General features: G+C 65.3%; 25 protein-coding genes. 11 read left to right on the top strand and 14 right to left on the bottom strand.

The genetic code is table 11. The features are described from left to right. Nucleotides 1–10 precede the first annotated feature (10 nt). Genes ACFULT_RS23420 through sdhC form a run of 4 tightly spaced genes read right to left on the bottom strand, consistent with a single transcriptional unit; the run spans nucleotide 11 to nucleotide 3,425 of the window. Nucleotides 11–790, bottom strand: a complete 780-nt coding sequence (locus tag ACFULT_RS23420; RefSeq protein ID WP_037111246.1) for a succinate dehydrogenase iron-sulfur subunit — start codon at nucleotides 788–790, stop codon at nucleotides 11–13. 1 nt (nucleotide 791) lies between these two features. Continuing rightward, on the bottom strand, nucleotides 792–2,543 hold the full coding sequence (gene sdhA / locus ACFULT_RS23425) for a succinate dehydrogenase flavoprotein subunit (protein ID WP_019666215.1): 1,752 nt from the start codon (nucleotides 2,541–2,543) through the stop codon (nucleotides 792–794). A 16-nt stretch (nucleotides 2,544–2,559) separates the two neighbouring features. After that, a complete protein-coding gene (locus ACFULT_RS23430; protein ID WP_019666214.1) occupies nucleotides 2,560–3,015 on the bottom strand; it encodes a succinate dehydrogenase hydrophobic membrane anchor subunit in 456 nt (151 codons plus the stop codon). Next, the gene (sdhC, locus tag ACFULT_RS23435; RefSeq protein ID WP_094653291.1) at nucleotides 3,015–3,425 is read right to left on the bottom strand and encodes a succinate dehydrogenase, cytochrome b556 subunit; all 411 of its coding nucleotides are present in this window, start codon (nucleotides 3,423–3,425) and stop codon (nucleotides 3,015–3,017) included. Before sdhC ends, ACFULT_RS23430 begins: the two co-directional genes overlap by 1 nt. A 268-nt stretch (nucleotides 3,426–3,693) precedes the next feature. Between sdhC and ACFULT_RS23440 the strand changes: the two genes are divergently transcribed. The 3 genes from ACFULT_RS23440 to ACFULT_RS23450 all read left to right on the top strand — a co-directional run bounded on the left by ACFULT_RS23440 (nucleotide 3,694) and on the right by ACFULT_RS23450 (nucleotide 6,583). Then, nucleotides 3,694–4,107 (top strand): cytidine deaminase, encoded by a 414-nt coding sequence (locus ACFULT_RS23440; protein WP_080733029.1) that lies wholly within the window; start codon nucleotides 3,694–3,696, stop codon nucleotides 4,105–4,107. After that, entirely contained in the window at nucleotides 4,100–5,380 is a 1,281-nt protein-coding gene (locus tag ACFULT_RS23445; RefSeq protein WP_378482694.1) for a thymidine phosphorylase, read from the top strand. Before ACFULT_RS23440 ends, ACFULT_RS23445 begins: the two co-directional genes overlap by 8 nt. 78 nt (nucleotides 5,381–5,458) lie before the next feature. After that, entirely contained in the window at nucleotides 5,459–6,583 is a 1,125-nt protein-coding gene (locus ACFULT_RS23450) for an adenosine deaminase (protein ID WP_037111242.1), read from the top strand. Between the two features lie 22 nt (nucleotides 6,584–6,605). Here the strand turns inward: ACFULT_RS23450 and ACFULT_RS23455 are convergent, their stop codons facing one another. From ACFULT_RS23455 to ACFULT_RS23475, 5 genes are read right to left on the bottom strand one after another with little or no spacing between them, the layout of a single operon-like run. Beyond that, nucleotides 6,606–7,868 carry a primosomal protein gene (locus ACFULT_RS23455; RefSeq protein WP_094719092.1) on the bottom strand — a complete coding sequence of 421 codons (1,263 nt, stop codon included), beginning with the start codon at nucleotides 7,866–7,868 and terminating at the stop codon, nucleotides 6,606–6,608. Nucleotides 7,869–7,883: 15 nt separating this feature from the next. Then, nucleotides 7,884–8,186: a YbaB/EbfC family nucleoid-associated protein gene (locus ACFULT_RS23460; protein ID WP_378482695.1), complete on the bottom strand. Its 303-nt coding sequence runs from the start codon at nucleotides 8,184–8,186 to the stop codon at nucleotides 7,884–7,886. Beyond that, complete coding sequence (locus ACFULT_RS23465; RefSeq protein WP_037111238.1) at nucleotides 8,183–8,524, bottom strand: hypothetical protein; 342 nt, start codon at nucleotides 8,522–8,524, stop codon at nucleotides 8,183–8,185. The genes ACFULT_RS23460 and ACFULT_RS23465 overlap by 4 nt, the downstream gene beginning before the upstream one ends. Then, nucleotides 8,521–9,687 (bottom strand): C40 family peptidase, encoded by a 1,167-nt coding sequence (locus ACFULT_RS23470; RefSeq protein ID WP_378482696.1) that lies wholly within the window; start codon nucleotides 9,685–9,687, stop codon nucleotides 8,521–8,523. The genes ACFULT_RS23465 and ACFULT_RS23470 overlap by 4 nt, the downstream gene beginning before the upstream one ends. After that, nucleotides 9,684–9,983, bottom strand: coding sequence for a type VII secretion target (locus tag ACFULT_RS23475; RefSeq protein WP_170945121.1), 300 nt, complete (start codon nucleotides 9,981–9,983; stop codon nucleotides 9,684–9,686). The genes ACFULT_RS23470 and ACFULT_RS23475 overlap by 4 nt, the downstream gene beginning before the upstream one ends. A 106-nt stretch (nucleotides 9,984–10,089) precedes the next feature. On the opposite strand from ACFULT_RS23475, the gene upp reads away from it, so the two are divergent. Together upp and ACFULT_RS23485 are read left to right on the top strand one after the other, a co-directional pair. Next, nucleotides 10,090–10,713, top strand: a complete 624-nt coding sequence (gene upp, locus ACFULT_RS23480) for a uracil phosphoribosyltransferase (protein ID WP_026347964.1) — start codon at nucleotides 10,090–10,092, stop codon at nucleotides 10,711–10,713. 83 nt (nucleotides 10,714–10,796) lie between these two features. After that, nucleotides 10,797–11,636: a DUF2797 domain-containing protein gene (locus ACFULT_RS23485; protein WP_378482697.1), complete on the top strand. Its 840-nt coding sequence runs from the start codon at nucleotides 10,797–10,799 to the stop codon at nucleotides 11,634–11,636. Nucleotide 11,637: 1 nt separating this feature from the next. On the opposite strand, the gene ACFULT_RS23490 is transcribed toward ACFULT_RS23485, so the two are convergent. Continuing rightward, nucleotides 11,638–13,239, bottom strand: a complete 1,602-nt coding sequence (locus ACFULT_RS23490; protein WP_037111235.1) for a phospho-sugar mutase — start codon at nucleotides 13,237–13,239, stop codon at nucleotides 11,638–11,640. Then, nucleotides 13,236–14,069 (bottom strand): purine-nucleoside phosphorylase, encoded by an 834-nt coding sequence (locus tag ACFULT_RS23495; RefSeq protein ID WP_037111528.1) that lies wholly within the window; start codon nucleotides 14,067–14,069, stop codon nucleotides 13,236–13,238. The genes ACFULT_RS23490 and ACFULT_RS23495 overlap by 4 nt, the downstream gene beginning before the upstream one ends. Before the next feature lie 74 nt (nucleotides 14,070–14,143). On the opposite strand from ACFULT_RS23495, the gene ACFULT_RS23500 reads away from it, so the two are divergent. The 3 genes from ACFULT_RS23500 to ACFULT_RS23510 are packed head-to-tail and all read left to right on the top strand — an operon-like array spanning nucleotide 14,144 to nucleotide 17,211. Then, the gene (locus tag ACFULT_RS23500) at nucleotides 14,144–14,851 is read left to right on the top strand and encodes an enoyl-CoA hydratase/isomerase family protein (protein WP_378482698.1); all 708 of its coding nucleotides are present in this window, start codon (nucleotides 14,144–14,146) and stop codon (nucleotides 14,849–14,851) included. Between the two features lie 15 nt (nucleotides 14,852–14,866). Next, nucleotides 14,867–16,036: a M20 family metallopeptidase gene (locus tag ACFULT_RS23505; protein ID WP_378482699.1), complete on the top strand. Its 1,170-nt coding sequence runs from the start codon at nucleotides 14,867–14,869 to the stop codon at nucleotides 16,034–16,036. Continuing rightward, nucleotides 16,033–17,211 carry a M20 family metallopeptidase gene (locus tag ACFULT_RS23510; RefSeq protein WP_037111232.1) on the top strand — a complete coding sequence of 393 codons (1,179 nt, stop codon included), beginning with the start codon at nucleotides 16,033–16,035 and terminating at the stop codon, nucleotides 17,209–17,211. The genes ACFULT_RS23505 and ACFULT_RS23510 overlap by 4 nt, the downstream gene beginning before the upstream one ends. Before the next feature lie 6 nt (nucleotides 17,212–17,217). Here the strand turns inward: ACFULT_RS23510 and ACFULT_RS23515 are convergent, their stop codons facing one another. Then, on the bottom strand, nucleotides 17,218–17,679 hold the full coding sequence (locus tag ACFULT_RS23515) for a gamma-glutamylcyclotransferase (protein ID WP_037111231.1): 462 nt from the start codon (nucleotides 17,677–17,679) through the stop codon (nucleotides 17,218–17,220). Nucleotides 17,680–17,849: 170 nt separating this feature from the next. Here ACFULT_RS23515 and ACFULT_RS23520 point away from each other — a divergent pair, with 170 nt between their 5' ends. After that, nucleotides 17,850–19,256 carry an NAD(P)H-quinone dehydrogenase gene (locus ACFULT_RS23520; protein WP_378482700.1) on the top strand — a complete coding sequence of 469 codons (1,407 nt, stop codon included), beginning with the start codon at nucleotides 17,850–17,852 and terminating at the stop codon, nucleotides 19,254–19,256. Nucleotides 19,257–19,394: 138 nt separating this feature from the next. Beyond that, nucleotides 19,395–20,576: a PLP-dependent aminotransferase family protein gene (locus ACFULT_RS23525; protein ID WP_094719084.1), complete on the top strand. Its 1,182-nt coding sequence runs from the start codon at nucleotides 19,395–19,397 to the stop codon at nucleotides 20,574–20,576. Here ACFULT_RS23525 and glpK read toward each other — a convergent pair. Then, entirely contained in the window at nucleotides 20,561–22,066 is a 1,506-nt protein-coding gene (glpK, locus tag ACFULT_RS23530; RefSeq protein WP_037111227.1) for a glycerol kinase GlpK, read from the bottom strand. The genes ACFULT_RS23525 and glpK overlap by 16 nt on opposite strands. A 110-nt stretch (nucleotides 22,067–22,176) precedes the next feature. On the opposite strand from glpK, the gene ACFULT_RS23535 reads away from it, so the two are divergent. Next, complete coding sequence (locus tag ACFULT_RS23535; protein ID WP_037111526.1) at nucleotides 22,177–23,913, top strand: glycerol-3-phosphate dehydrogenase/oxidase; 1,737 nt, start codon at nucleotides 22,177–22,179, stop codon at nucleotides 23,911–23,913. 134 nt (nucleotides 23,914–24,047) lie between these two features. Here the strand turns inward: ACFULT_RS23535 and ACFULT_RS23540 are convergent, their stop codons facing one another. Next, nucleotides 24,048–24,830 (bottom strand): DNA-formamidopyrimidine glycosylase family protein, encoded by a 783-nt coding sequence (locus tag ACFULT_RS23540; RefSeq protein WP_037111226.1) that lies wholly within the window; start codon nucleotides 24,828–24,830, stop codon nucleotides 24,048–24,050. Between the last annotated feature and the right edge of the window lies 1 nt (nucleotide 24,831).

The following is a 24,831-nucleotide window of genomic DNA, read 5'->3' on the forward strand; positions in this document are numbered from 1 at the left end:
AGCAAGCCGACTAGCGGGCGAACAACAGTGCGCGCTTGACTTCCTGAATAGCCTTGGTGACCTGAATGCCACGAGGGCATGCGTCGGTGCAGTTGAAGGTGGTGCGGCAGCGCCACACGCCTTCGACGTCGTTCAGGATGTCCAGACGCTCGGAGGCGCCTTCGTCACGGCTGTCGAAGATGAACCGGTGTGCGTTCACGATGGCGGCCGGACCGAAGTAGCTGCCGTCGCTCCAGAACACGGGGCACGACGTGGTGCAGCACGCGCAGAGGATGCACTTGGTCGTGTCGTCGAACCGGGCGCGGTCGGCCTGGCTCTGGATGCGCTCACGAGTCGGCTCGTTGCCACTGGCGATGAGGAACGGCTTGACGGCGCGGAAGGCGTCGAAGAACGGTTCCATGTCGACGATGAGGTCCTTCTCGACCGGCAGACCTCTGATGGGCTCGATCGTGATGGTCAGCGACTTGGACGAGTCCTTCGGCAGCATGTCACGCATCAGCACCTTGCAGGCGAGACGATTGACACCGTTGATACGCATGGCGTCGGAACCGCAGACACCGTGTGCGCAGGAGCGGCGGAACGTCAGGGTGCCGTCGAGGTAGCCCTTCACGTACAGCAGCAGGTTGAGCAGACGGTCCGTCGGTAGCGTCGGGACCTGGAAGCTGTCCCAGTGCTGTCCGTCGCCGTTCTCCGGGTTGAAGCGGGCGATCTTGAGGGTGACCATCACTGCACCGTTGGGTACGGGCGGCTCGGCGACCTGATCTGGCTTGTCGAGAGTGGGGGCGCTCATATCAGTACTTCCGCTCCATCGGCTCGTAACGGGTCTGGATTACCGGCTTGTAGTCCAGACGGATGTCGGTGAGCAGGCCAGTGCCTTCTTTGTAGGCCATGGTGTGCTTCATGTACTCGTCGTCGTTGCGGTTGGGGTAGTCCTCGCGTGCGTGTCCGCCGCGCGATTCCTTCCGGTTGAGTGCTCCGACGACCGTGACCTCTGCCATTTCCAGCAGGAAGCCGAGTTCGACGGCCTCGAGGAGATCGCTGTTGTAGCGAGTTCCCTTGTCCTGCACGGTGATGTGGTTGTACCGCTCCTTGAGGGCGCGAACGTCCTTCAGTGCGGTCTCGAGGCGCTCCTCGGTGCGGAACACCGAAGCGTTGTTGTCCATCGACTGCTGCAGCTCGGTGCGGATGTCCGCGACGCGCTCGTGGCCGTGGTCGGACAGAACGAGTTCGAGCCACTCCTCGACCATCTTCGCCGGCTCCTCGGGGAGCGGAGTGAAGTCCACCGAGTTGGCGTACTTGGCCGCTGCGATACCCGAGCGACGTCCGAAGACGTTGATGTCGAGCAGCGAGTTGGTGCCGAGGCGGTTTGCACCGTGCACCGACACGCATGCGCATTCACCTGCCGCGTAGAGGCCGGGAACGATGTCGTCGTTGTTCCGCAGCACCTCACCGTTGATCTTGGTGGGGATCCCGCCCATGACGTAGTGGCACGTGGGGTAGACGGGCACGGGCTCCTTCACGGGGTCCACGCCGAGGTAGGTGCGCGAGAACTCCATGATGTCCGGGAGCTTCTCGTCGAGAACTTCCTCGGGGATGTGCGTGACGTCGATGTAGACGTAGTCCTTGTTGGGACCTCCACCGCGTCCTTCGAGGACCTCGAGGACCATCGAGCGTGCGACGATGTCGCGAGGAGCGAGGTCCTTGATGGTGGGGGCGTAGCGCTCCATGAAGCGCTCGCCGGACTCGTTGCGGAGGATGCCGCCCTCGCCTCGAACCGCCTCGGAGATGAGGATGCCGAGACCTGCGAGGCCTGTCGGGTGGAACTGGTGGAACTCCATGTCCTCCAGGGGAAGTCCCTTGCGGAAGACGATGCCCATGCCGTCACCGGTGAGGGTGTGGGCGTTGGAGGTGGTCTTGTACATCCGGCCCGAACCGCCCGTCGCGAAGACGATGGACTTGGCGTGGAAGATGTGCAGCTCGCCCGTCGCCAACTCGTAGGCGATGATGCCGGTCGCGACCGGACCGTTGTCGGTCTCGGTCAAGCAGAGATCGAGTGCGTAGAACTCGTTGTAGAACTCCACGTCGTGCTTGACGCAGTTCTGGTACAGAGTCTGAAGGATCATGTGGCCGGTGCGGTCGGCGGCGTAACACGCGCGTCGGACGGGGGCCTTGCCGTGGTCACGGGTGTGGCCACCGAAGCGACGCTGGTCGATCTTGCCCTCGGGTGTCCGGTTGAACGGCAGACCCATCTTCTCGAGGTCGAGAACGGCGTCGATTGCTTCCTTGGCCATGATCTCGACGGCGTCCTGGTCGGCGAGGTAATCGCCACCCTTGACGGTGTCGAAGGTGTGCCACTCCCAGTTGTCTTCCTCGACGTTGGCGAGTGCGGCACACATGCCACCCTGCGCGGCACCGGTGTGCGAGCGCGTCGGGTAGAGCTTGGTCAGTACCGCCGTGCGGGCCCGGGGGCCGGCTTCGATGGCTGCTCGCATGCCTGCGCCACCGGCGCCGACGATGAGCACGTCATAACGATGTTCCTGCATGAATGCTTCAGTTCCCTTAGCTCGCCGAAATGTTCGGATCGAAGGTGAAGATGACGTAGGTGCCCAAGCCCATGATCAGGATCATCGACAGCACGAGCAGCGTCGTCAGCCAGAATCGGGTCGAGTCCTTGCGGGAGTAGTCCGCGATGATGGTGCGCAGGCCGTTGCCTCCGTGCAGCTGAGCCAGCCACAGCATCGTCAGGTCCCAGAACTGCCAGAAGGGGCTCGACCAACGTCCGGCGACGAACGCGAAGTTGATGCGGTGCACTCCCTCGTCGAGCATCAACATGATGAACATGTGGCCCAGAACGAGGACGACGAGCGCGAGTCCGGAGAAGCGCATGAACAGCCATGCGTACAGCTCGAAGTTGCCGCGGGACTTCCGGCGCGGCGAGCGCGGGTTGTCCAGGCTGGCCGGTCGGTCGTAGGTCTTGCCGAGGGACTTGGCCTCGGATCCGTGTGTCGTTGCCATCAGTGCCCGCTCGCTGTGAACATGTTGTAGAAGATTCGGCCCGCTCCCGGAATCATGACCACGATCCACACCGCGGCGATGATCCACAGCATCAGCTTCTGGTACTTCGGTCCCTTGGACCAGAAGTCGACCAGCATGACGCGGATGCCGTTGAGTGCGTGGTACAGCACTGCAGCGACGAGACCGATCTCCATGAGGCCGACGAGCGGCGTCTTGTAGGTGTCGATGATCGCGTCGTACGTCTCGGGGTTGACCCGGACCATTGCGGTGTCCAGAACGTGGACGAACAGGAAGAAGAACACCAACACACCGGTGATCCGGTGCAGGACCCAGGACCACATTCCCGGATCACCGCGGTACAGAGACCGCTTACGCTCCTTGGCCGGAGCGACTTCCGTCGTGCTACTCATCGAGTGCAAAGCCTCCAACGTCATTGGTGGACGCGTCGAGCCTGGTAGCCGGGGCTTGAATGCCTGGCTCGATTTGTCTTACTCCGGCTCCGAACGGTTATCGAATGCCGCCGTCCTCGAACTCTAAACCCATTGGAAACTTGGAACTAATTCGACTCGAGATTCGTACTGACCTGCATTTCGTTGTTAGGTTTGCCTTCCCAATTCTTCGGTATCGGTTCAGTCGTCCGTGGTGCACGGGGGACTCGCTCGTGATTTGATTGTGAACATGCCTGAAATCGACTGGAAGACGTTGCGAGACAAAGCTCATGAGGTTATGAGGCAAGCCTATGCGCCGTACTCCGACTATCCGGTCGGCGCCGCGGCGTTAGTGGACGATGGGCGAATTGTCACTGGATGCAATGTGGAAAATGTCTCATATGGTTTGGGGCTCTGCGCCGAGTGCGGGCTCGTGTCCAACCTTCATTCGACCGGAGGCGGACGTTTGGTCGCCTTCGCATGTTGCGACAGCCGCGGGCAGAAGTTGATGCCCTGCGGCCGATGCAGGCAGTTGCTGTTCGAGTTCGGCGGGACCGGATTGCTCGTCGACACCGCCGCCGGACCGACCCCGTTGGGGGACCTGCTGCCGTCGGCCTTCGGTCCGGACGACCTCGAATCGGGCAGAGTGGGGAACCATGTCTGACGCCACTTCTGTCATCTCCGCCAAGCGCGACGGGCACGAGCTCACCGCCGACCAGATCGATTGGGTGATCGATGCCTTCACTCGAGGCGTCGTCGCCGACGAGCAGATGGCCGCGCTCGCCATGGCCATCTTCTGGCGCGGTATGACGCGCAGCGAACTGAGCCGATGGACGTCGGCGATGATCGCGTCGGGATCGACGATGGACTTCAGCGGGCTGTCCCGCCCCACCGTCGACAAGCACTCGACAGGGGGCGTGGGTGACAAGATCACGCTGCCTCTTGCTCCGCTGGTGGCCGCCTGCGGCGCCGCGGTCCCCCAGCTGTCCGGACGAGGACTCGGTCACACCGGCGGCACGCTCGACAAGCTGGAGTCGATCCCCGGGTGGCGTGCGGACCTGACCGGTGACGACATACACCGCATACTCGCCGATCCCGCGGTCGGTGCTGTCGTCTGTGCTGCCAACGCGGACCTCGCACCGGCCGACAAGAGGCTGTACGCGCTGCGGGACGTCACCGGCACCGTCGAGTCCATCCCGTTGATCGCCAGTTCGATCATGAGCAAGAAGATCGCCGAAGGAACCGGCGCCCTCGTCCTGGACGTCAAGGTCGGCTCCGGGGCGTTCATGAAGAACCTCGCCGACGCGCGGACTCTGGCGGAGGCGATGGTCGATCTCGGCAGCGACGCAGGCGTGCGCACGATCGCACTTCTGACCGCCATGGATTCACCGCTCGGACTCACAGCAGGCAACGCGCTCGAAGTCGAGGAATCACTCGAAGTCCTCGCCGGCGGCGGCCCGGCGGACATCGTCGAGCTGACCGTCACGCTTGCCCGAACGATGCTGTCCGCAGCCGGAATCGAAGGTGTCGACCCCGCGGACAAGCTGGCCGACGGCACGGCCATGGACCGGTGGAAGGCGATGATCTCCGCCCAGGGCGGAGATCCGTCGGCTCCGCTTCCGGACGCGGCCGAATCGCACGACATCACCGCCGAGACCGACGGTGTGATCACGGGCCTCGATGCGATGGGTGTTGGCATCGCCGCCTGGAGGCTCGGCGCGGGACGGGAGCGGCAGGGCGAGCCGGTGCAAGCGGGTGCGGGAGTGCGTCTGCACGCGAAGCCGGGAGACCGCGTCACCGCTGGGCAGAAGATCGCCACGCTCTACACCGACACTCCCGAGAAGTTCGAGTACGCGACGGCAGCGATCGTCGACGCGTGGTCGTTCGGAGACACGTTCGATCCGTCGCCGATAATCTTGGAACGAGTGGGCGGGTAGCGCAGCCGTGGGTGCGGATCGGGGGCCGCACGGATCCGATGACACGCGAACGCTCCACGATCGCGCTACCGTCGGAACATGAGTACCGCGACCAGATCGACAGAGTCCACCGGCGGGTCGTCGCCGCTCGACCTACCCACCATCGAGACCGCTCCGAAAGCACTGCTGCACGACCATCTCGACGGCGGTCTGCGGCCGCAGACCGTCCTCGAACTCGCCGGGGAATGCGGATACGACGGACTGCCCGAGACAGACGGCCAGGCCCTCGGAGAGTGGTTTCGCACTGCCGCCGACAGCGGTTCGCTCGAGCGGTACCTCGAAACTTTCGCGCACACCGTTGCGGTCATGCAGACACCGGAGGGGTTGTCGCGGGTTGCGCGTGAATGCGCCGAAGATCTCGCCGACGACGGTGTGATCTACGCCGAGGTCCGCTTCGCCCCCGAACAACATCTGGATCGAGGGCTCTCGCTCGACCAGGTCGTCGAGCACGTCCTCGAAGGATTCCGGGCCGGGGAGTCGGCCGCACGGGTGAACGGCAAGAGGATCCGGGTCGGCTGTCTGCTGACGGCCATGCGCCACGCCGCGCGGTCTCGGGAGATCGCCGAGCTGGCGGTGCGATTCCGCGATCGCGGTGTCGTCGGGTTCGACATCGCCGGTGCGGAAGCAGGCTTCCCTCCGAGCCGTCACCTCGACGCGTTCGAGTACATGCGAGCAGCCAACGCGCACTTCACCATCCACGCCGGTGAGGCCTTCGGGCTGCCGTCGATCCAGGAGGCCGTTGCGTTCTGCGGGACGGACCGCCTCGGGCACGGAGTGCGGATCATCGACGACATCGACGTCTCCTCCGACGGCGTCCCGAATCTCGGTCTGCTCGCCGCGTACGTGCGGGACAAGCGGATGCCCCTGGAGCTGTGCCCCAGCTCCAACGTTCAGACGGGTGCAGTCGACAGCCTCGAGAAGCACCCGTTCGATCTGTTGGCCCGGCTGCGTTTCCGCGTCACCGTCAACACCGACAACCGGTTGATGAGCGACACGACCATGTCACGCGAGATGCACAAGCTGGTGACCACGTTCGGATACGGCTGGACTGACCTCGAGCGGTTCACCATCAACGCCATGAAGTCCGCGTTCATCCCGTTCGACGAACGACTCGAGCTGATCGACGACGTCGTCAAACCGGGATACGCGGTACTCGTCGGCTGAACAAGCGCGCCGGACGCACAGATCACTCCTTGCGTAGGCGGGCCTCGAAGTCGCGTTCGAGCGCCCGCCACGCCTCGGCTTCGACGGCGAACGGCGGACTCGGCGCGAGCCTGTTCGGATCCGGCTCGAGGGTGTACGACACGTACCAACCCAAAGGCGTGGAACTGGCGAGCGCTTCCTCCACCGAATCGTCGTCGGCGAAGTCCGCGGCGTCGGTGAACAATTCGACGGCCAGATCCAGCTGGTCGGTATCCACCGAATCCGGACCCTCGGCCAAGTCGTCGGCGAGACCGGGGAGGACGTAGACGTTGTCGTCGGTCACCTCGATCTGCAGTGAGCCGTCGATCGCGGCCGTCTGAACGTCGGCGAACGTGCTGACCTTGGCGAGATCGTGATCGTGATCGTCGGCGAGGTAGCGGGCCAGCGAACGCTCGGACCCGAACACGGTGATGGACCCGGTGCGCCCGAGGAAGATCGGCTCGTCGTCGATGTAGCACCGCAGGGTGTAGTAAGTGTCCTCGGACGTGATGATGCGCACCGGGTCGATACCGACGCCTGCCCAGAAATCGTCCTCGGCGGCGTGCACGGCAATGGGATCCGGGTCCTCCTCGGTGTCGCTCTCGCCGTCCTCGGTGTCCTCGTCGGTGTCGTCCTCGCTCAGATCGTCGGCGTCGACGATGTTCTCCGCGGCGGCCAGTAGTTCCGCCTCCGCGACGTCGACGGCCTTGGCATCGACGTCGGGTGTGGTGACCACCGAGTCGATGGCGTCGATGATGTCGTCCCAGCTCTTGGCGATGGACGCACCGATACGGTCCCACAACTTCTGGCCGTCCTTGCCGACGTAGGCGTCGACGCCGAGGCCCACCGAACCCAGGTGGGGGTTGCCGGCGAAGAACGAAGCGACAGAGTTGATCTCGCAGACATCGCCGATGGTCTGAACCATCTCGAAGATGGCGGTGAGCTCGGCCAGGACGTCGGAGTCGGGTTCCTCGGCGACGAGCTCCGGCACACCGACCAGATCGAATCGGTGGAGATCGTCGGGCTCGAGCTCGTTCGCTGCAAGCGAGGACACGACCGTCCACGACGGATGGTCGACGAGGTCGTTGTCGTTGTCGTTCCGGATGAATGCGGCGAGGTGAGCCACGGCTTCGAAGCCGTAGAGGTCCTCCTCGTGCCCGAGGAACGCCTCCCACTCGTCGTCGCCCTCTCGCCACTCCGGAGCCCACAGGGTGACGAAGTCGCCGCGGGTGAGACCAAGTTCGATCGGGATGATGTCGCCAGCCATGGCCGGAAGCCTATCTCAGGTCTCTGAGAGGGAACTTTGCATCCTGTCCACGATCGCCGCGCGACGTTCGAGAGCTTCCCGTGCCGCGTCGGCAGACAGTTCGACGATTGCCTTTTCGAGGTCCCGGGCCGACTCCCCCCTGAGGTCGGATGCCAGTTCCAGCTCAGTCATCGCACCGCTGCCGTCGACGGTGACCGACACGTTCCCGTCCTCGGTGCGGCGTGTGACCTGCAGCGATGCCAGCGCCTCCGACGCGCCGTGCAGGGTGTCCAGAGCGCGCTCCGCGCGTGCCACGAACATGTCGATTCGATCGGTCACAGTGGTGTCATCCACGACGACGGTGGCTGCTCGGCCCCCATCAGTTCGTTCTCCGCGTCCGCGACGGCGGATGCGGTAGGCAGACCCAGCATGTCGAGGACGTCCTTGTCCATCCCCGACTGTTCGAGAAGTGTTCTCCGTTCGGCACGCGCACGTTCGGTTGCGCGCTTGCAGAGATCGAGGACCGTGGCAGCCAATTCTGCACCGCCGTAGCGGAGTTCGCCCGGATCGATGTGGATCGACACGGGCGTGCCGGACTCGGACGCTCGGACCCGTACCGAGTTGTCGCGGGTTGCCGACTGCGCGATCATCACCTCGCCCACCATCTCGTTCGTCATTCGGTCGGCCTGTAGAAGCCCTTGAAGCCCATACCGGCGTTGGTCGTTCTGATCTCACCGACCTGAACCGGATCACCCGCCTCGACGAGTTGGCCGTTGCCGATCACCATCGCGACGTGCCCGTCCCATATCGCCAGATCGCCGGGCATCAGCTCGTCCTGACCGACCTGGGTGCCGACGTTCTGTTCCTGCGCCAGCCGCGGAAGCTCCACACCCTGTTCTCCGTATGCCCACTGGGTCAGCCCGCTGCAGTCGAGGCCCTGCCCGGGGGACGTGCCTCCCCACACGTACGGGGTGCCCTGCTGAGTCAGGGCACTTCTGACTGCGCCCGCGGCTTGTTCGTTGGGCGCAGTCGCGACGCTGCCGTCGGGGAGGGCGACCTGAACGCCGCGGCCGGGTGCACCGGTGTCCGCTGTCGTGCGGGCCGGAGTTCCGGCGTACATCGACATGCCCGACGGGGGAGACGATGCCGCCGGAGCCGCGGACGGTGAGATGGGCGAGGACGGCGCGTCGGGCATCGAGGGCGCCGACGCGGAGACGGTGCGAAGAAAGTTCTGACCGAACTGGCTGCCTGGATCGGATACAGGTGCCGAGGCCGTCACGGTCCTGACCGGGGTCGGGGTGGGGGAGCCGGCGGCGGACGTAGTTCCGGCGGGCTCGGGAACCGGCGGAGGCGCCGCGTACGCGCCGATCTCCGCTGCGTGTCCGGCGAGTTCGGCGCGCACACGTGCGACGACGGCGAGGGCACGCTGCAGATGATCGATGGCTGCACCGATCAGCATGGTCGACCCGGCCGGAGTGAACAGCACGGGGGCTGCAGTGGTGGCCACGGCGACGAAGGACTGCAGGATGCCCTGAAGCTCGACCAGACCCGCTTGAACCTTGTCGCACGCGCGGTCCACGACGGCCGCGATCTCGTCACCGTGCTCGGACAACCCGACCGCGCTCGTCTGCGCCCGTCCGGCGAGGTCGAGCGCCGCCGTCGCGGCCGGACCACTCCACGTGGCAGCCAACTCGCCGATGGCGGACCGTCCGACGCTCTGGACGGAGTCGAGAACCCGGGACGACGATCTCAGCACATCCGCCGGGCCGCCCGCGGGAATCACCCCTGACCCGAACGCGCCCAGCAGATCCGTGATCGGTCTCGCCAGCAGGTCGATCACGCCAGACTCGCAGCCGTCGACGCATCGGTGATGTCGTACCCAGCGGCCGACGTGGACGCAGCAACCCCGATGCTCGCGACGGTGCCGGCCAACCGGGAGACCGCGGCGGTATGGGCGCTGTGCACCGCGGTGAACGCGGCGAGGAATTCCGTCCCGATCACGCCGAACACGGGTGAGAGCACGGCCGGACCCGTCGCGGCCGTGGCGGCGGCCGCGACGGCGACCTCTCCCGCCATGGACCCCGCCGTCGACGAGAACGCGTGTATCCCCGCTGCCACTGCCGAAATCTCTGTCACCGGTTCCCCCAGGTTGCTCGAGCCGCTCGATCCACGCAGGGAAATCCCTACATCTATCTTCGACGCAACCGAGGCCCGATCGGTTCCCACAATTATCCTTGGATCCATGGAAACTCACGTGGTCGAACATCCACTGGCCGCAGCACTGCTCACGAGGATGCGCGACGAGCGCAGCGACAACGCAACCTTCCGATCCGCACTTCGCCAACTCACCCACATGTTGGTCTACGAAGCCACTCGCGACGCGGCGATCGAGACCTTCGATGTCAAGACGCCGGTCGCCGTCACCAGTGGCACTCGGCTCAGCAAGCCGCCGCTGCTCGTTCCCGTCCTCCGCGCCGGACTCGGGATGGTCGAGAAGGCGAGTGGTCTCATCCCGCAGTCCCGCGTCGGTTTCGTCGGGATGGCGCGTGACGAACAGACGCACCAGCCGGTGCCGTACATGGAATCACTGCCCGACGACCTGTCGACGACGCCCGTGTACGTGCTCGACCCCATGCTGGCTACCGGCGGGTCCATGGTTCACACGATCGAACTGCTCGTCGAGCGAGGTGCAGCCGACGTGACGTGCATCTGTGTCGTTGCCGCGCCGGAGGGCGTGGCGGCGTTGGAGGCGTCGGGACTGCCGGTGCGACTGGTCGCCGCGAGTATCGACGACGGTCTGAACGAGGACGCCTTCATCGTTCCCGGTCTCGGCGACGCCGGTGACCGTCAGTTCGGTCCACGCTGAACGTCTCGCTGGTCCTCGGGGTCACCTGGCCTGCGCAGGAGGGTGACCCTCGGTTGCGTGTGCTGGACGTCCAGTCGCGTGAGGTGAGAACGGTCGATCTGCGCGGTGGGCATCTCGGGTTCTTCGCGCTCGGTGCCCAACGGTGGTGCACCGGGCGCGTGGCGTTCGGGCCGGCGCCCGGATATGTGCCGTGCCCGGAGCAACGTCCCGTGGACAGCGGTAGTCAGTGCGAGGAATGCGAGTCGAAGGATCCGTTCCGGTTCGTGCACACCGTCCACCGCGGAGGATTCGTGTCGAAAGATCTCGAACCTCATGTGATGCAGCCGCATTGGTTGTACATTGCGACGTTCGCCAATGCGGTGCACAAGGTCGGTACCGCAGCGGATACCAGGAAATGGGGCAGACTCGCCGAGCAGGGAGCGGTCTGCGCCGAGTACGTGGCACGGGCCGAAAACGGGAAAATAGTGCGGGTGCTCGAAGATCGCGTCACCGAGCGACTCCAGATTCGCCAAGCCGTCCGGTCGTCGGCGAAGGCCGCGGCTCTGGCCCTTCCCGTCGACACTGCGCGGTTGGGTGCTGCAACGGCGTCATTGGCGACGGCGGTGCGCGAGGACCTCGCTCCGGTGTCCGAAGACCCCGGGTACCGCGTCGTGACCGAAGCGTGGGAGGTGGCTGGCTTTCGCGACCTAGCCTCCGGGAACAGGCTCGCCTACCCCGGCGACCTCACGAGCGGCCCGCACGGATTCTCCGTGAATGCCTGCATCGGCCAAACGGCCATCGTGGAGATCACCACGTCGACCACGGGACGAGACGCCGACGACGAGACGTCGTACGTGGTGGATCTGCACGCACTGAAGGGGCGCCGAATCAAGTTCGGCGACTACACATCCGACCTTCCCGCCGTCCAGACCGCACTGTTCTAGGTCACAGGTTCTGCGCGAAGGCCCTCAGTTCGTCGAGCGTCGCCTCCGCCCGGACTCGTGCATCCGCCAGTCCATCGGGGGAGTCGACGGGTTCGACGACCTCGAGGTACGCCTTCACCTTGGGCTCCGTCCCGGACGGGCGAACGATGACGCGTACGCCTTGTCCGGCGAGCTCCACCGCGTCGGTGCGCAGCGAGCCTGCATTCTGCAGGAAGTCCGTGACGGTGACTGCACGAGAAGCCAATTCGGTCGGCGGGTCGTGCCTGAGTTCCTCCATCATCCGAGAGATTCGATCGGTGTCCTCGACTCGCGTGGACACCTGTGCGCCTGCGTGCACCCCGAACTCGACCGCCAGATCGTCGAGTGCGTCCAGCGGCGTCCGTCCGTTCTGTTTCAGTGTCGCGACGAGATCCGCGAGCATCACGGCTGCGGAGATGCCGTCCTTGTCGTTGACCGACTGCGGGTCCACGCAGTGGCCGATCGCTTCCTCGTAGGCGTACACCAAGCCATCGCCCGCACGGACGAGCCACTTGAACCCGGTGAGGGTCCGTGCGTAGCGCGCCCCCCGGGCGGGCGCGAGCGCCGACAGCAACTGTGAGGAGACGATGGTGTTGGCCACCAACGAGTTAGCAGGTGCGCTGCGCAGTATGTGCTCCGCGAGCAGTGCGCCCGTCTCGTCTCCGCTGAGCATGCGCCATCCGTTCGGGCCGGGAACCCCGATCGCGCAGCGATCTGCATCCGGATCCAGTGCGATCGCCAGATCTGCCTCGATCTCGTGGGCCAGTGCGAGCACGGCATCGGCGGCGCCCGGCTCCTCCGGGTTGGGGAAGGTCACCGTCGGAAATTCCGGGTCGGGGTCGAATTGGCTTGTCACCACTGATATGTCGCGGAATCCGGCACTGCGGAGCGCCGCGATCGCGACCTCGCCGCCGACGCCGTGCATCGGCGTCAGTGCGATGCGGATGCCGCGTTCGGTCGAACGTGCCAGGGGCGCCATCGTGTCGAGGTAGCGCGCGGTGATGTCCGAGCCACCCGAGAGGACGATGGTCCGTGGGACGTCGACGGCTCGGCCGACTGCGGCGATCTCCGCCTCGATTTCCTTGTCGGCCGGCGGAATCAGTTGAGCGCCCCCGCCGAGGTAGACCTTGTACCCGTTGTCCGCAGCGGGATTGTGCGACGCCGTGATCTGGACGCCCAACTCCGCGTTCAGGGCTCGCACTGCGAACGCGAGGACGGGCGTCGGCAGTGGCCGGGGGAGCAGGACGACGTCGAACCCCAGTGCAGCGAAGATTTCCGCGGCCGCTGTCGCGAAAGAGTCGGAACCGTGCCGCGCATCACGCCCGACGACGACCGTGCTTCCGCCGAGCTTCTGCACGCGCAGCCACGCTGCGATTCCGGCGGACGTGCGGGTGACGACCGCGACGTTCATGCCGTTGGGGCCTGCACGCACCGCACCTCGTAGTCCTGCAGTGCCGAAACTCAGTGGGCCCGAAAATCGTTCCGTGAGTTCGCTTTCCGAAAGCTCGGCCAGCTCCTCCCGGGTGGCGGGGTCCGGATCGGCGTCGATCCACGCCGCGACCTGCGCCTGAAGGTCGGAGGTCACAGTGCGCCGACCAGGCGGTGCAGCAGCTCGCCCATTCGCTCCGCCGACGCCTTCCCGGCTTCGAGTACTTCTTTGTGATCGAGGTGCTCGCCGGTCATTCCGGCCGCAAGGTTGGTCACGAGCGACACGCCGAGGACACGGGCGCCGAGCGCACGTGCGGCAATGGTCTCGTGCACCGTCGACATACCGACCAGGTCTGCACCGAGCACCCGCAGCATCCTGATCTCGGCGGGAGTCTCGTAGTGCGGGCCGGGCAGGCCCGCGTAGACACCCTCCTCCAGGGTCGGATCGATCTCACGGGCCAGTTCACGCAGATCGGACGAGTAAGCATCGACGAGGTCGACGAACTCGGCGCCGATCAGTGGGGATCGCGCCGTCAAATTGAGGTGATCGGAGATCAGCACGGGCTGCCCGACGCTCATGCCCTCGCGGATTCCGCCCGCGGCGTTGGTGAGTACCACCGTGCCGACACCCGTCGCGATGGCCGAGCGAATCGGGTGGACGACCCGACGAAGCTCGTGGCCCTCGTACGCGTGGGTGCGTCCCTGCAGCAGCAGGGTGTCGGTGTCGCCGACCTTCACGGATGTGATGGTGCCCGAATGCCCGGACGCCGACGGCGGGGCGAACCCGGGGAGGTCACTCATCGAGACCGTGGCGGTCGGTTCGCCGAATCGGTCTGCTGCGGCCTGCCACCCGGAGCCGAGCACGATCGCGACCGAATGCGACGTGACGCCGGTCGCGTCGGCGATGGCCTGCGCGGCGGTAGCGGCTGCACCGGTCGGGTCGATTGTCGGGTCTGCAGTGCTGGTGTTCGAGTCAGAAGTTCCCACGGTTGACCACCCTAGGAGATAGGTGTCCCACGGTTCTTGGACCATCGCATGTTACCGATGGGTAGGATTGCTGCATGCCATATCTCGAGCGCAACGGTGACGTCCACATTCTCTTCCTCGGCGACCAGGACGGTCCAGAGAACAACGAGAACCGCTTCCATCCCGACTGGATCGACCGTGTGCATGCCCTGCTCGACGAGGTGGAGGCCGTGGAGGGCCCGGCAGCATTGGTGACGACGGCGACCGGCAAGTTCTTCACCAACGGACTCGACACCGACTGGCTGTTCGCGAACCTCGACAAGATCACGTCCTATCTCGACCGAGTCCACACGCTCTACACGCGGCTGCTGACCTTCCCGATGACGACGATCGCCGCGGTGCAGGGCCATGCCTTCGGGGCAGGCGCCATGCTGGCCACCGCACACGATTTCCGGATCGTACGGGCCGACCGAGGGTTCTACTGCCTTCCGGAGGTGAACCTGAACATGCCTTTCACGGTCGGCATGTCGGCGCTGATCAACGGCCGGTTGCCGAAGCAGACCGCGGTCGAGGCCATGACGACAGGACGACGCTACGGAGGTGTTGACGCGGTCGCGGCAGGGATCGCCGACGCCGCCGTCGACGAGGATCAGGTGCTGGCCGCTGCGGTCGAGCGGGCAGTGGCGTCGACGAGCACGCGCGGGAAGAACCTGGCGGGGATCAAGGCAGGGATCCACGCCGACGTTCTCGCGGCGTTGAATATTCCGACGGGCGAGAGCAACTTCAGCTTCGGAAACCAGTAGTGACAGACTGGTGCGGTGATCGATGAGACCGACAGCGGTGTCCAACGCGCCGCACCAGAGCTGCTCGCGCTGTCGCATTCGATTCATTCCGAACCCGAACTCGCCTTCGAGGAGCATCGAAGCGTCGCCAAACTGACCGATCTGCTCGCCGGCCACCAATTCGAGATCGAACGCGGTGTGGCCGATCTCCCCACTGCGTTCACGGCGACGTTCGGCAGCGGTGATCTGGTGATCGGGATCTGCGCCGAGTACGACGCACTCCCGGAGATCGGCCATGCGTGCGGGCACAACATCATCGCCGCAGCCGCAGCGGGTGCAGCGGTGGCACTTGCCCCGCTCGCCGAGAGGCTCGGCATCACCGTGCGTCTCCTCGGCACGCCCGCAGAGGAGAGTGGCGGCGGCAAGGTTCTGATGCTCGAACGCGGGGTGTTCGACGGTGTCGGGGCAGCGCTGATGGTGCACCCAGGCCCCTTCGACATCGTCGGGGCGACGTCGTTGGCGCTGTCCGACGTCGCGGTGACGTACACAGGACGCGCAGCCCACGCGTCGGCTGCACCGGAGTGGGGAATCAACGCGGGAGACGCCGTCACCGTCGCGCAGGTCGCCGTCGGTCTTCTGCGGCAACACTTGTCGCCGGGGCAGCAACTGCACGGCATTGTCGGCGACGGCGGGCTGGCGCCCAACATCGTTCCCGGCCACGCCGAGCTTCTGTACTACCTGCGGGCGACGACGTCGGAATCGCTTGCGGCACTGACAAGCAAAGCTTTCGCCTGCTTCGAGGCGGGGGCCGTCGCCACGGGATGCACTCACGAGATCCGCACTGTGTCGCCGACCTACGAGGAACTGACTCCCGATCCGTGGTTGGTCGCGCAGTTCCGGCGCGAGGCCGAAGCGATCGGACGTTCACCACTGGCACCTGAACTGGAAGGATTCCGCCCGCTGGGCAGCACCGACATGGGAAATGTGACAAATGTTCTGCCGGGGATCCACCCGGTCATCGGCTTGGATTCGGCAGGTGCGGTGACGCATCAACCGGAGTTCGCGGCAGCCTGCATCACCGAGTCGGCGGATACCGCGGTGCTGGACGGCGCGCGGTTGCTCGCACGAACGGCCGTGCGCGCGGCACAGGACCCGGTTGTTCGCGATCGCCTGCTCGACGGTGTGGAAGCGCGGGCAAGCAGATGACGACGACGTCGACCGACGATCGGTTCGCCCTCGTCGACACCTGGATCCTCGACCACACCGACGAGCTGTCGGAGTGGCGTCGTCACATTCACGCCAACCCCGAGCTCGCCCGCCAGGAGTTCGCCACCACGGCGTTCGTCGTCCAGAAGCTCGAAGCCGCCGGCCTGAGCCCGAAGCTTCTGCCGGGCGGAACCGGACTGACGTGCGACATCGGACCCAGCGGCCCTCGCGTCGCGCTGCGCGCCGACATGGATGCGCTGCCGCTGCAGGAATTCACGGGCGCGTCGTACAGCTCGACGGTGCCCGGCGTGTCCCACGCCTGCGGACACGACGCCCACACCACAGTTCTTCTAGGCACGGCCCTGGCGTTGGCGTCCCTGCCGGACCTGCCGTTCGGAGTCAGGTTGATCTTCCAGCCCGCCGAAGAGGTCATGCCCGGTGGTGCTCTCGACGTCGTCGCGGCCGGTGGTCTCGACGGTGTGTCCAAGATCTTCGCACTGCATTGTGATCCGAGGCTCGAGGTCGGCAAGGTCGGAGTGCGCGTCGGCGCCATCACGTCGGCGGCGGACACCGTCGAACTACGCCTGGACTCTCCTGGCGGTCATACGTCCCGCCCGCACTTGACGGCAGATCTGGTGCACGCGCTCGGAACCGTCATCACAGGGCTGCCCGGGATGCTCAGCCGGAGGATCGACCCGCGGACGAGCACAGTGATGGTGTGGGGCGCGGTGGTCGCAGGTCAGGCACCGAACGCGATCCCGCAGACGGGCATGCTCACCGGAACCGTCCGTACCGGTGACCACGAGACCTGGGCGCTGCTCGAGCCTCTCGTGACGGAAATCGTGGCGGGCTTGCTCGCCCCGACAGGCGTCCGATTCGAACTGAACTACCGGCGCGGGGTTCCGCCCGTGGTCAACGGACCCGAGGTGACGCGAACGTTCGAGAACGCCATCCGCAGGCTCGGGCCGACGGCACTCGCGGACACGCCTCAGTCCGGCGGAGGCGAGGATTTCTCCTGGTACCTGGAGGACATTCCAGGTGCCATGGCCAGGCTGGGAGTGTGGTCCGGCTCCGGACCTCAGCTCGACATTCACCAGCCGACGTTCGATCTCGACGAGCGCGCCCTCGCGGTGGGCGTCAAGGTGCTGACCGGAATCGCCCTCGACCCCCACTGACGTGAGCTAGGGGGTGCCGGGGCCGACGTTCCGGCTGTTCCGAGTGCGGAGGTCTCGGACGTACTCGGCAGGCGCCCCGGCGATTTCCGCGGCCTCGGCCATGACACCGAGGTAGCGTGCCGACGGCAGACCACCCTCGTAGGCGTCGAGAACGTAGAGCCACGCGAGCACCGGCCCGTCCGCGGTGTCGACACGCAAGCGAACCTTGCGGTGGATGCCGAGCTCCGAACCCTCCCACCTGTCCAGGCTCTGCTCGTCCTCGTCGGACACGTCGTAGAGCACGACGAAGACCTTCTCGTCCGGGTCGGGTGCAACGGTGGCCAGCGCACCTTCCCAGCCGATATCGCCGCCCCCGAACGTCAGGCGCCACCCGTGCAACCATCCTGTTCCGGACAGCGGGGAGTGTGGGCAACGCTGCAACATCTGCTCCGGATGCATGTTCGATCCGTAGGCGGCATAGATTGGCACGTCGGCCAGCCTAAACCGTCGGCGCGCAGTCGGTCGCGGGCCGACCCCGGATCAAGGCGTTCGTGCTGGTCGAGGCGAAGTGAAGTAATCCTTACCACTGCATGACGCGCGTCACTGGAATAGCCTCGACGTCAGCAACGAGGCTCCCCCAATCTCCAGAAAGAGGATCAATGACGACGCGGATCGTGATCATCGGTGGCGGACCCGCTGGGTACGAGGCAGCACTGGTGGCGGCGCAGCACGGGGGAACGGTGACGCTCGTCGACGCGGACGGAATCGGCGGCGCGTGTGTCCTGTGGGATTGTGTGCCGTCGAAGACGTTCATCGCGTCGACCGGCATCAGAACGGAGATGCGGCGCGCGAGCGATCTCGGCATCGCCCTCGACCCGTCGCAGGCGGCGATCGCTCTGCCGCAGATTCACGAGCGTGTGAAGGTGCTCGCGCAGGCGCAGTCTGCGGACATCGCCGCCCGCGTGCGATCGGTGGGTGTCGAGCTCATCTCGGGTCGGGGGGAGCTGATCGACTCGAAAGTGGGAATGGCTGCGCATCAGATTCGCGCGACGCTCGCCGACGGGTCCGAGCGGATCCTCGACGCCGACGTCGTACTCATCTCGACGGGAGCGAGCCCGCGCATCCTGAAGGGCGCCGAGCCCGACGGTGAGCGCATTCTCAACTGGCGCCAGCTCTACGATCTCGACGCACTTCCCGAGCATCTGATCGTCGTCGGATCCGGTGTGACCGGTGCCGAGTTCGTGTCGGCGTACACGGAGATGGGCGTGAAGGTCACCGCCGTGTCCAGCCGCGATCGTGTGTTGCCGCACGAGGACGAGGATGCAGCCCTGGTACTCGAGGACGCGTTCAACGAGCGCGGCGTCACCCTCGTCAAGCATGCCCGCGCAGATTCGGTGGAGCGCACCGACAACGGTGTCGTCGTGAAACTGGCCGACGGGCGCACGGTCGAGGGATCGCACGCGCTGATGACGGTCGGTTCGGTCCCCAACACCTCCGGGCTGGGGCTGGAGAACGTGGGGATCGAGCTCGACAAGGGTGGTTACCTGCGCGTCGATCGCGTCTCTCGCACATCCGTTGCCGGTATCTACGCCGCAGGTGACTGCACCGGATTGCTGCCGCTGGCCTCGGTCGCGGCAATGCAGGGCCGCATCGCGATGTACCACGCTCTCGGGGAGGGCGTCACCCCGATCAAGCTGAAAACCGTTGCATCGGCGGTGTTCACGCGTCCGGAGATCGCGTCGGTGGGCGTCAGTCAGTCCTCGATCGACAAGGGTGAGGTGCCGGCCCGGACCGTCATGCTTCCCCTGGCGACCAACCCCCGGGCCAAGATGTCCGGCCTCAAGCGAGGTTTCGTCAAGATCTTCTGCCGCCCCGCGACGGGTGTGGTCATCGGCGGCGTCGTAGTCGCCCCGACAGCATCGGAACTGATCCTGCCGATCGCGATGGCCGTGCAGAACAACCTGTCCGTGGGTGATCTTGCCGCGACGTTCTCGGTGTACCCGTCGCTGACGGGATCGATCACCGAAGCTGCTCGTCAACTCATGCGGCACGACGACCTGGACTAGTTCTCGTCTCGAGATGTGAGATTCATATTTCATATCTTGAATTGTCATGACATAGTGGAGGAGCCGACCACCATACGGCTCCTTCACACCCCAGTCGATCCTCGGGTTCTTCACACACATCCGACACTGGGAGATGTCATGACTGCTACCTTTCCGGCCCTGGCCCATCGACTCGACTCCGTGCACAGTTCCGCCATACGTGATCTCCTCGCGCTCACCGCGCGAGGCGACGTGATCAGCATGGCGGGCGGACTTCCGGCCACGGAATTCGTTCCGTTGCAGAGGATTCGCGAGGCCGCGCACGACGTTCTAATTGAGACCGCGTCGGTTCAGTACGGCGAGACATCCGGCGTCCGCGACCTCCGAGGCATCGTTGCCGCCCGGGAATCGGACGCGATCGGGCGAAGGGTCGACGCCTCCGAGGTCGTCATCACACACGGTTCGCAACAGGCCCTGACCCTGGTCGCGCAAGCAGTGGTCGACCCGGGCTCAGTCGTCGTCGTGGACGAACCCGCTTATACCGGTGCGCTGCAGGTCTTCTCGATTGCCGGTGCCGACATTCGTGCGGTTCCGATCGACGACGACGGCATGGACGTCACCGCGCTGGAACTGTTGTTGGCAGACGGGCTTCGTCCTGCCCTCGTCCATACCGTCAGCAACTTCCACAATCCGCGCGGAGTGACGATGTCGTCCGATCGTCGACGCGCACTTGCCGAGCTGGCCGAACGATACGGTTTCTGGATTCTCGAGGACGACCCGTACGGGGAGATCTGGTTCGACTCGCAGCCCCCTGCACCGATCGCGTCGTACTCGGACCGCGTCATCAGACTGTCCAGTGCGTCGAAAATTCTTGCGCCTGCGCTGAGGGTGGGATGGATGATCGCGCCGAGACCCGTGTGCGACGCCGTCGAGTTGCTCAAGCAGGGCGCGGATCTGTGCGGATCGACGATGACGCAGCAGATGACGGCACGGTTGCTGGCCGACTCGCCGTGGCTGACTGCACACCTGGCCACGTTGAGGGCCGAGTACGGCAGCCGCGCATCCGCATTGCATCGTGCTCTCACCACCACGTTCGGTGACGCCATGTCGGTGTCGCCTGCGGACGGCGGCATGTTCGTGTGGGCGACGCTGAACGACGGTACCGACGCGACGGCTCTGCTTCCGCGCGCACTCGACCACGGCGTCGCGTTCGTCCCGGGTAGGGCTTTCGCCGACGACCCGGCGTACGAAAACGCCATGCGGTTGTGCTTCGCCAGCGCCGAACCCGACGTTCTACGCGAGGCCGTGCGCAGGTTGGCGTCGGCTCACGCGCTGTCGTAGGTACGCTCGACTGCTCGATTCCACCTGGCGTACATCTCGTCACGGACGGTGGGATCGAGGTCGGGTTCCCACGTCTTGTCGTCGGACCAGTTCGCACGTATGTCGTCTTCGCCGCTCCAGTAGTCGACGGCGAGTCCGGCGGCGTACGCGGCGCCGAGTGCGGTGGTTTCGTTGACGACGGGGCGCACCACGGGAACGCCGAGTATGTCGGACTGGAACTGCATCAGAAGTTCGTTGACGACCATCCCTCCGTCGACCTTGAGTGTGGTCAGTTCCACGTCGGAGTCGGCGCGCATCGCGTCGATCACTTCCCTGGTCTGAAACGCTGTGGCTTCCAATGCTGCTCGTGCGATGTGGCCCTTGTTGGCGAATCTGGTCAGTCCCGAGATCACGCCGCGGGCGTCGGGGCGCCAGCGCGGCGCGAACAGCCCGGAGAACGCGGGCACGAAGTAGACGCCGCCGTTGTCCTCGACGGTGCCCGCCAGGTCTTCGATGTCCTTCGCGTTCTTGATGATTCCGAGGTTGTCACGTAGCCACTGGACGAGCGAACCGGTGACGGCCACGGAACCCTCCAAGGCGTAGACGGTGTCCTTGTCTCCCAGTTTGTAACAGACGGTGGTGAGAAGTCCGTGCTCACTGCGGACCGGCGTGGTTCCGGTGTTGAGCAGCAGGAAGTTTCCGGTTCCGTAGGTGTTCTTTGCTTCACCGGGTTCGAGGCACGCCTGGCCGAACGTGGCGGCTTGCTGGTCGCCGAGGATGCCGGCGATCGGTACTCCGGCAAGCACTCCTTTCGGGCGTACCTCGCCGTAGATTTCCGAGGAGGTGCGGATCTCCGGGAGCATCGAGACGGGAATGTCGAAGTCTGCGCAGATGTCCTCGCGCCACTGCAACGTCTCGAGATCCATCAGCAACGTGCGTGAGGCGTTGGTGACGTCGGTGACGTGGATTCCGCCGTCGGTCCCTCCGGTCAGGTTCCACAGGACCCAGGAATCCATCGTGCCGAAGCACAACTCACCGGCCTCGGCGCGCTCACGTACGCCGTCGACGTTGTCCAGGATCCACCGAATCTTCGGACCGGCGAAGTACGTGGAGAGGGGAAGGCCGGTGATGTGCTGGTACCGGTCCGTTCCCATGTCGCCGGCCAGCCGGGTGCACAGTTCGTCCGTGCGGGTGTCCTGCCACACGATCGCGTTGTACACCGGCTTTCCTGTTGTCCGGTCCCACACCAGCGTCGTCTCACGCTGATTGGTGATGCCCACCGCGGCGATGTCCTCGGCCTTCACATCGGCGTTGCCGAGCGCAGCGCCGACCACCTCACGTACGTTGACCCAGATTTCCTCGGCGTCGTGTTCGACCCAGCCCGCCCGCGGAAAGATCTGCTCGTGTTCCTTCTGCGCGGAGCCCACAGGCTTCCCGTCGTGGCCGAAGATGATGCACCGGCTCGAGGTCGTTCCTTGATCGATCGATGCGATGAAGGTGTCCGAGGTCACGTCTCTCCTTACGTAGTGCACATGCACGGGGCGGGTACTCGCCTCGAACGGTAGCCTTGATTCGGCGCCGACAGACGGACAAACGAACCATCCACGTGGGGAGCGAGCTCTTGAGCAACCGATCGAACACCACCTTCCTTGGCCCGCAGGCACGTGAAGATGCATGGCAAGCGCTCGGTTCGGAACAGTTCGACGTGGTCGTGGTCGGCGGCGGCGTCGTCGGTGCCGGCGCTGCACTCGACGCCGCGACGCGAGGTCTGAAGGTGGCGCTCGTCGAAGCACGCGACTTCGCGTCCGGCACGTCGAGTCGATCGTCGAAGATGTTCCATGGTGGCCTTCGCTACTTGGAGCAGCTCGAGTTCGGCCTGGTGCGCGAGGCGCTGCACGAGCGTGAGCTGTCGCTGTCGACGCTGGCGCCGCACTTGGTGAAGCCTCTCGAATTCCTCTTTCCGCTGACCCATCGTGTGTGGGAACGACCGTACATCGCAGCCGGGATCTTCCTCTACGACACCATGGGCGGTGCCAAATCCGTTCCGGCGCAGAAGCATCTGACTCGCTCCGGTGCGTTACGGATGGCTCCGGGCATGAAGCGCAAGTCCTTGATCGGTGGGATTCGCTACTACGACACCGTCGTCGACGACGCACGGCACACCATGAGCGTCGCGCGCACCGCAGCTCACTACGGCGCCGTCGTGCGTACGTCCACCCAGGTCGTGGGCTTCCTGCGCGAAGCCGACCGAGTGTCCGGTGTGCGCGTGCGTGATTCGGAGAACGGTGCGACGACGGAGGTGCGTGGCCACGTCGTCATCAACGCCACCGGGGTGTGGACCGACGAGATCCAGGCGTTGTCCTCGCAACGAGGACGCTTCCGCGTGCGCGCGTCGAAGGGCGTGCACATCGTGGTTCCACGCGACCGTATCGTCAGCGAGGCAGCGATCATTCTGCGCACGGAGAAGTCCGTGCTGTTCATCATTCCGTGGGGCGCACACTGGATCATCGGTACGACGGACACGGACTGGAAGCTCGACCTGGCGCACCCGGCAGCAACCAAAGCGGACATCGACTACATCCTCGGCGAGGTCAACTCGGTGCTGGTCACTCCGTTGACGCACGAGGACATCGACGGTGTCTACGCCGGTCTTCGTCCGCTGCTGGCAGGGGAGAGCGACGAGACCTCGAAGCTGTCCCGTGAGCATGCGGTCGCGCGCGTCGCGCCCGGGCTCGTCGCGATCGCTGGCGGAAAATACACGACGTATCGCGTCATGGCGGAGGACGCCGTGGACCTCGCCGCCGACGACATCCCGGCGCGGGTCGCGTCGTCGATCACCGAGAAGGTGCCTCTGGTCGGCGCCGACGGATACTTCGCTCTCGTCAACCAGACCCATCACCTCGCGGAGATGTACGGACTCCATCCGTACCGGGTGACGCATCTGCTGGACCGCTACGGCTCCTTGATCGACGAGGTGCTCGAACTGGCCAAGGACAAGCCGGAACTGCTGCAGCCGATCACCGATGCGCCCAGTTACCTCCAGGTCGAGGCCGTGTACGCGGCGGCAGCGGAGGGGGCACTTCACCTCGAGGACATACTGTCGCGGCGAACGCGCATCTCCATCGAGTACTCGCACCGCGGCGTCAACTGCGCAGGTCAGGTCGCCGCACTCGTCGCACCCATCCTCGGTTGGGACGACGCAACCGTGGACCGTGAGGTGGAGACCTACACCGCTCGCGTCGAAGCCGAGGTCAAGTCTCAGATGCAGCCCGACGACGAATCGGCCGACGCCCTGCGCGTCGTAGCTCCGGAGGCGCGCCAGGAAATTCTGGAGCCGGTACAGCCACTGACGAAGTGACGCTCACCGTCGCTCCGGGGTCTGAACGAGGCTCCGGGGCGCACGGGATGCCACGGCTCCGGATACCGCCATCACTGCCACAGTGAGAATTGCCAAGAAGATCATGACTCGATGGTGAGAGTCGAACCTGTGGATCAGCTGGGACGAGGCTGGCAATACGGGCACGAATAGATCTGGCGCTCCTCGAGCGGATTGTCTCCCAACAACCCGAATTCGACGGTGGTGCTGCATCGTCTGCACGGCTTGTTCTCTCGTCCGTACACCCAGAAGTGGCGCCCCGCTCGGCGGTCACCGGTGGTGACCCGTTGGTTGCGGTCCTTGTTGGCCATGATGGTGCGGAAGGAGAGGTCGACGAATTTGGCGATGCTGCCTGCGTCCTTCACTGGTGTGCGCGGATCGACGCCGCGAAGAAAACAGATTTCGTTGCGGTAGACGTTGCCGAGCCCGGCCAGGTTGCGTTGGTCGAGGAGAGCGAGCCCGATGGGGCGTTCGGGATCCGATTCCAGGTTCCGTACGGCCAGCGCAGCGTCCCAATCCGGTCCGAGGAGATCCGGCCCGAGGTACCCGACGGCGTCGTTCGCATCTTCGACGATATCGAGCACACCCAGTTCGAAGCCGACGGCCTGTGATCGATCGGTGGTCAGGATGATGCGAGCTTGAAACGCCGGACGACGCCACCGCTGGCCCGATTCGTAGACCTGCCAGGTTCCCTCCATCTTGAGGTGACTGTGGATCCAATGGTCGTCGACCCCGATCAGCAGGTGCTTACCTCGTGACTGCACCGAGTGCACAGTCTGTCCGGTGAAATCGACTGTGGCGTAGCGCGGAACACGGATGTCGCAACCGGTGAGTTCCTTGCCTTCCAGTGCAGCGCGCAATCTGTTGGCCGACCGGTAGACGGTATCGCCTTCGGGCACG

This window comes from Rhodococcus sp. NPDC057297, from assembly GCF_042667435.1.
GTDB lineage: Bacteria > Actinomycetota > Actinomycetes > Mycobacteriales > Mycobacteriaceae > Rhodococcoides.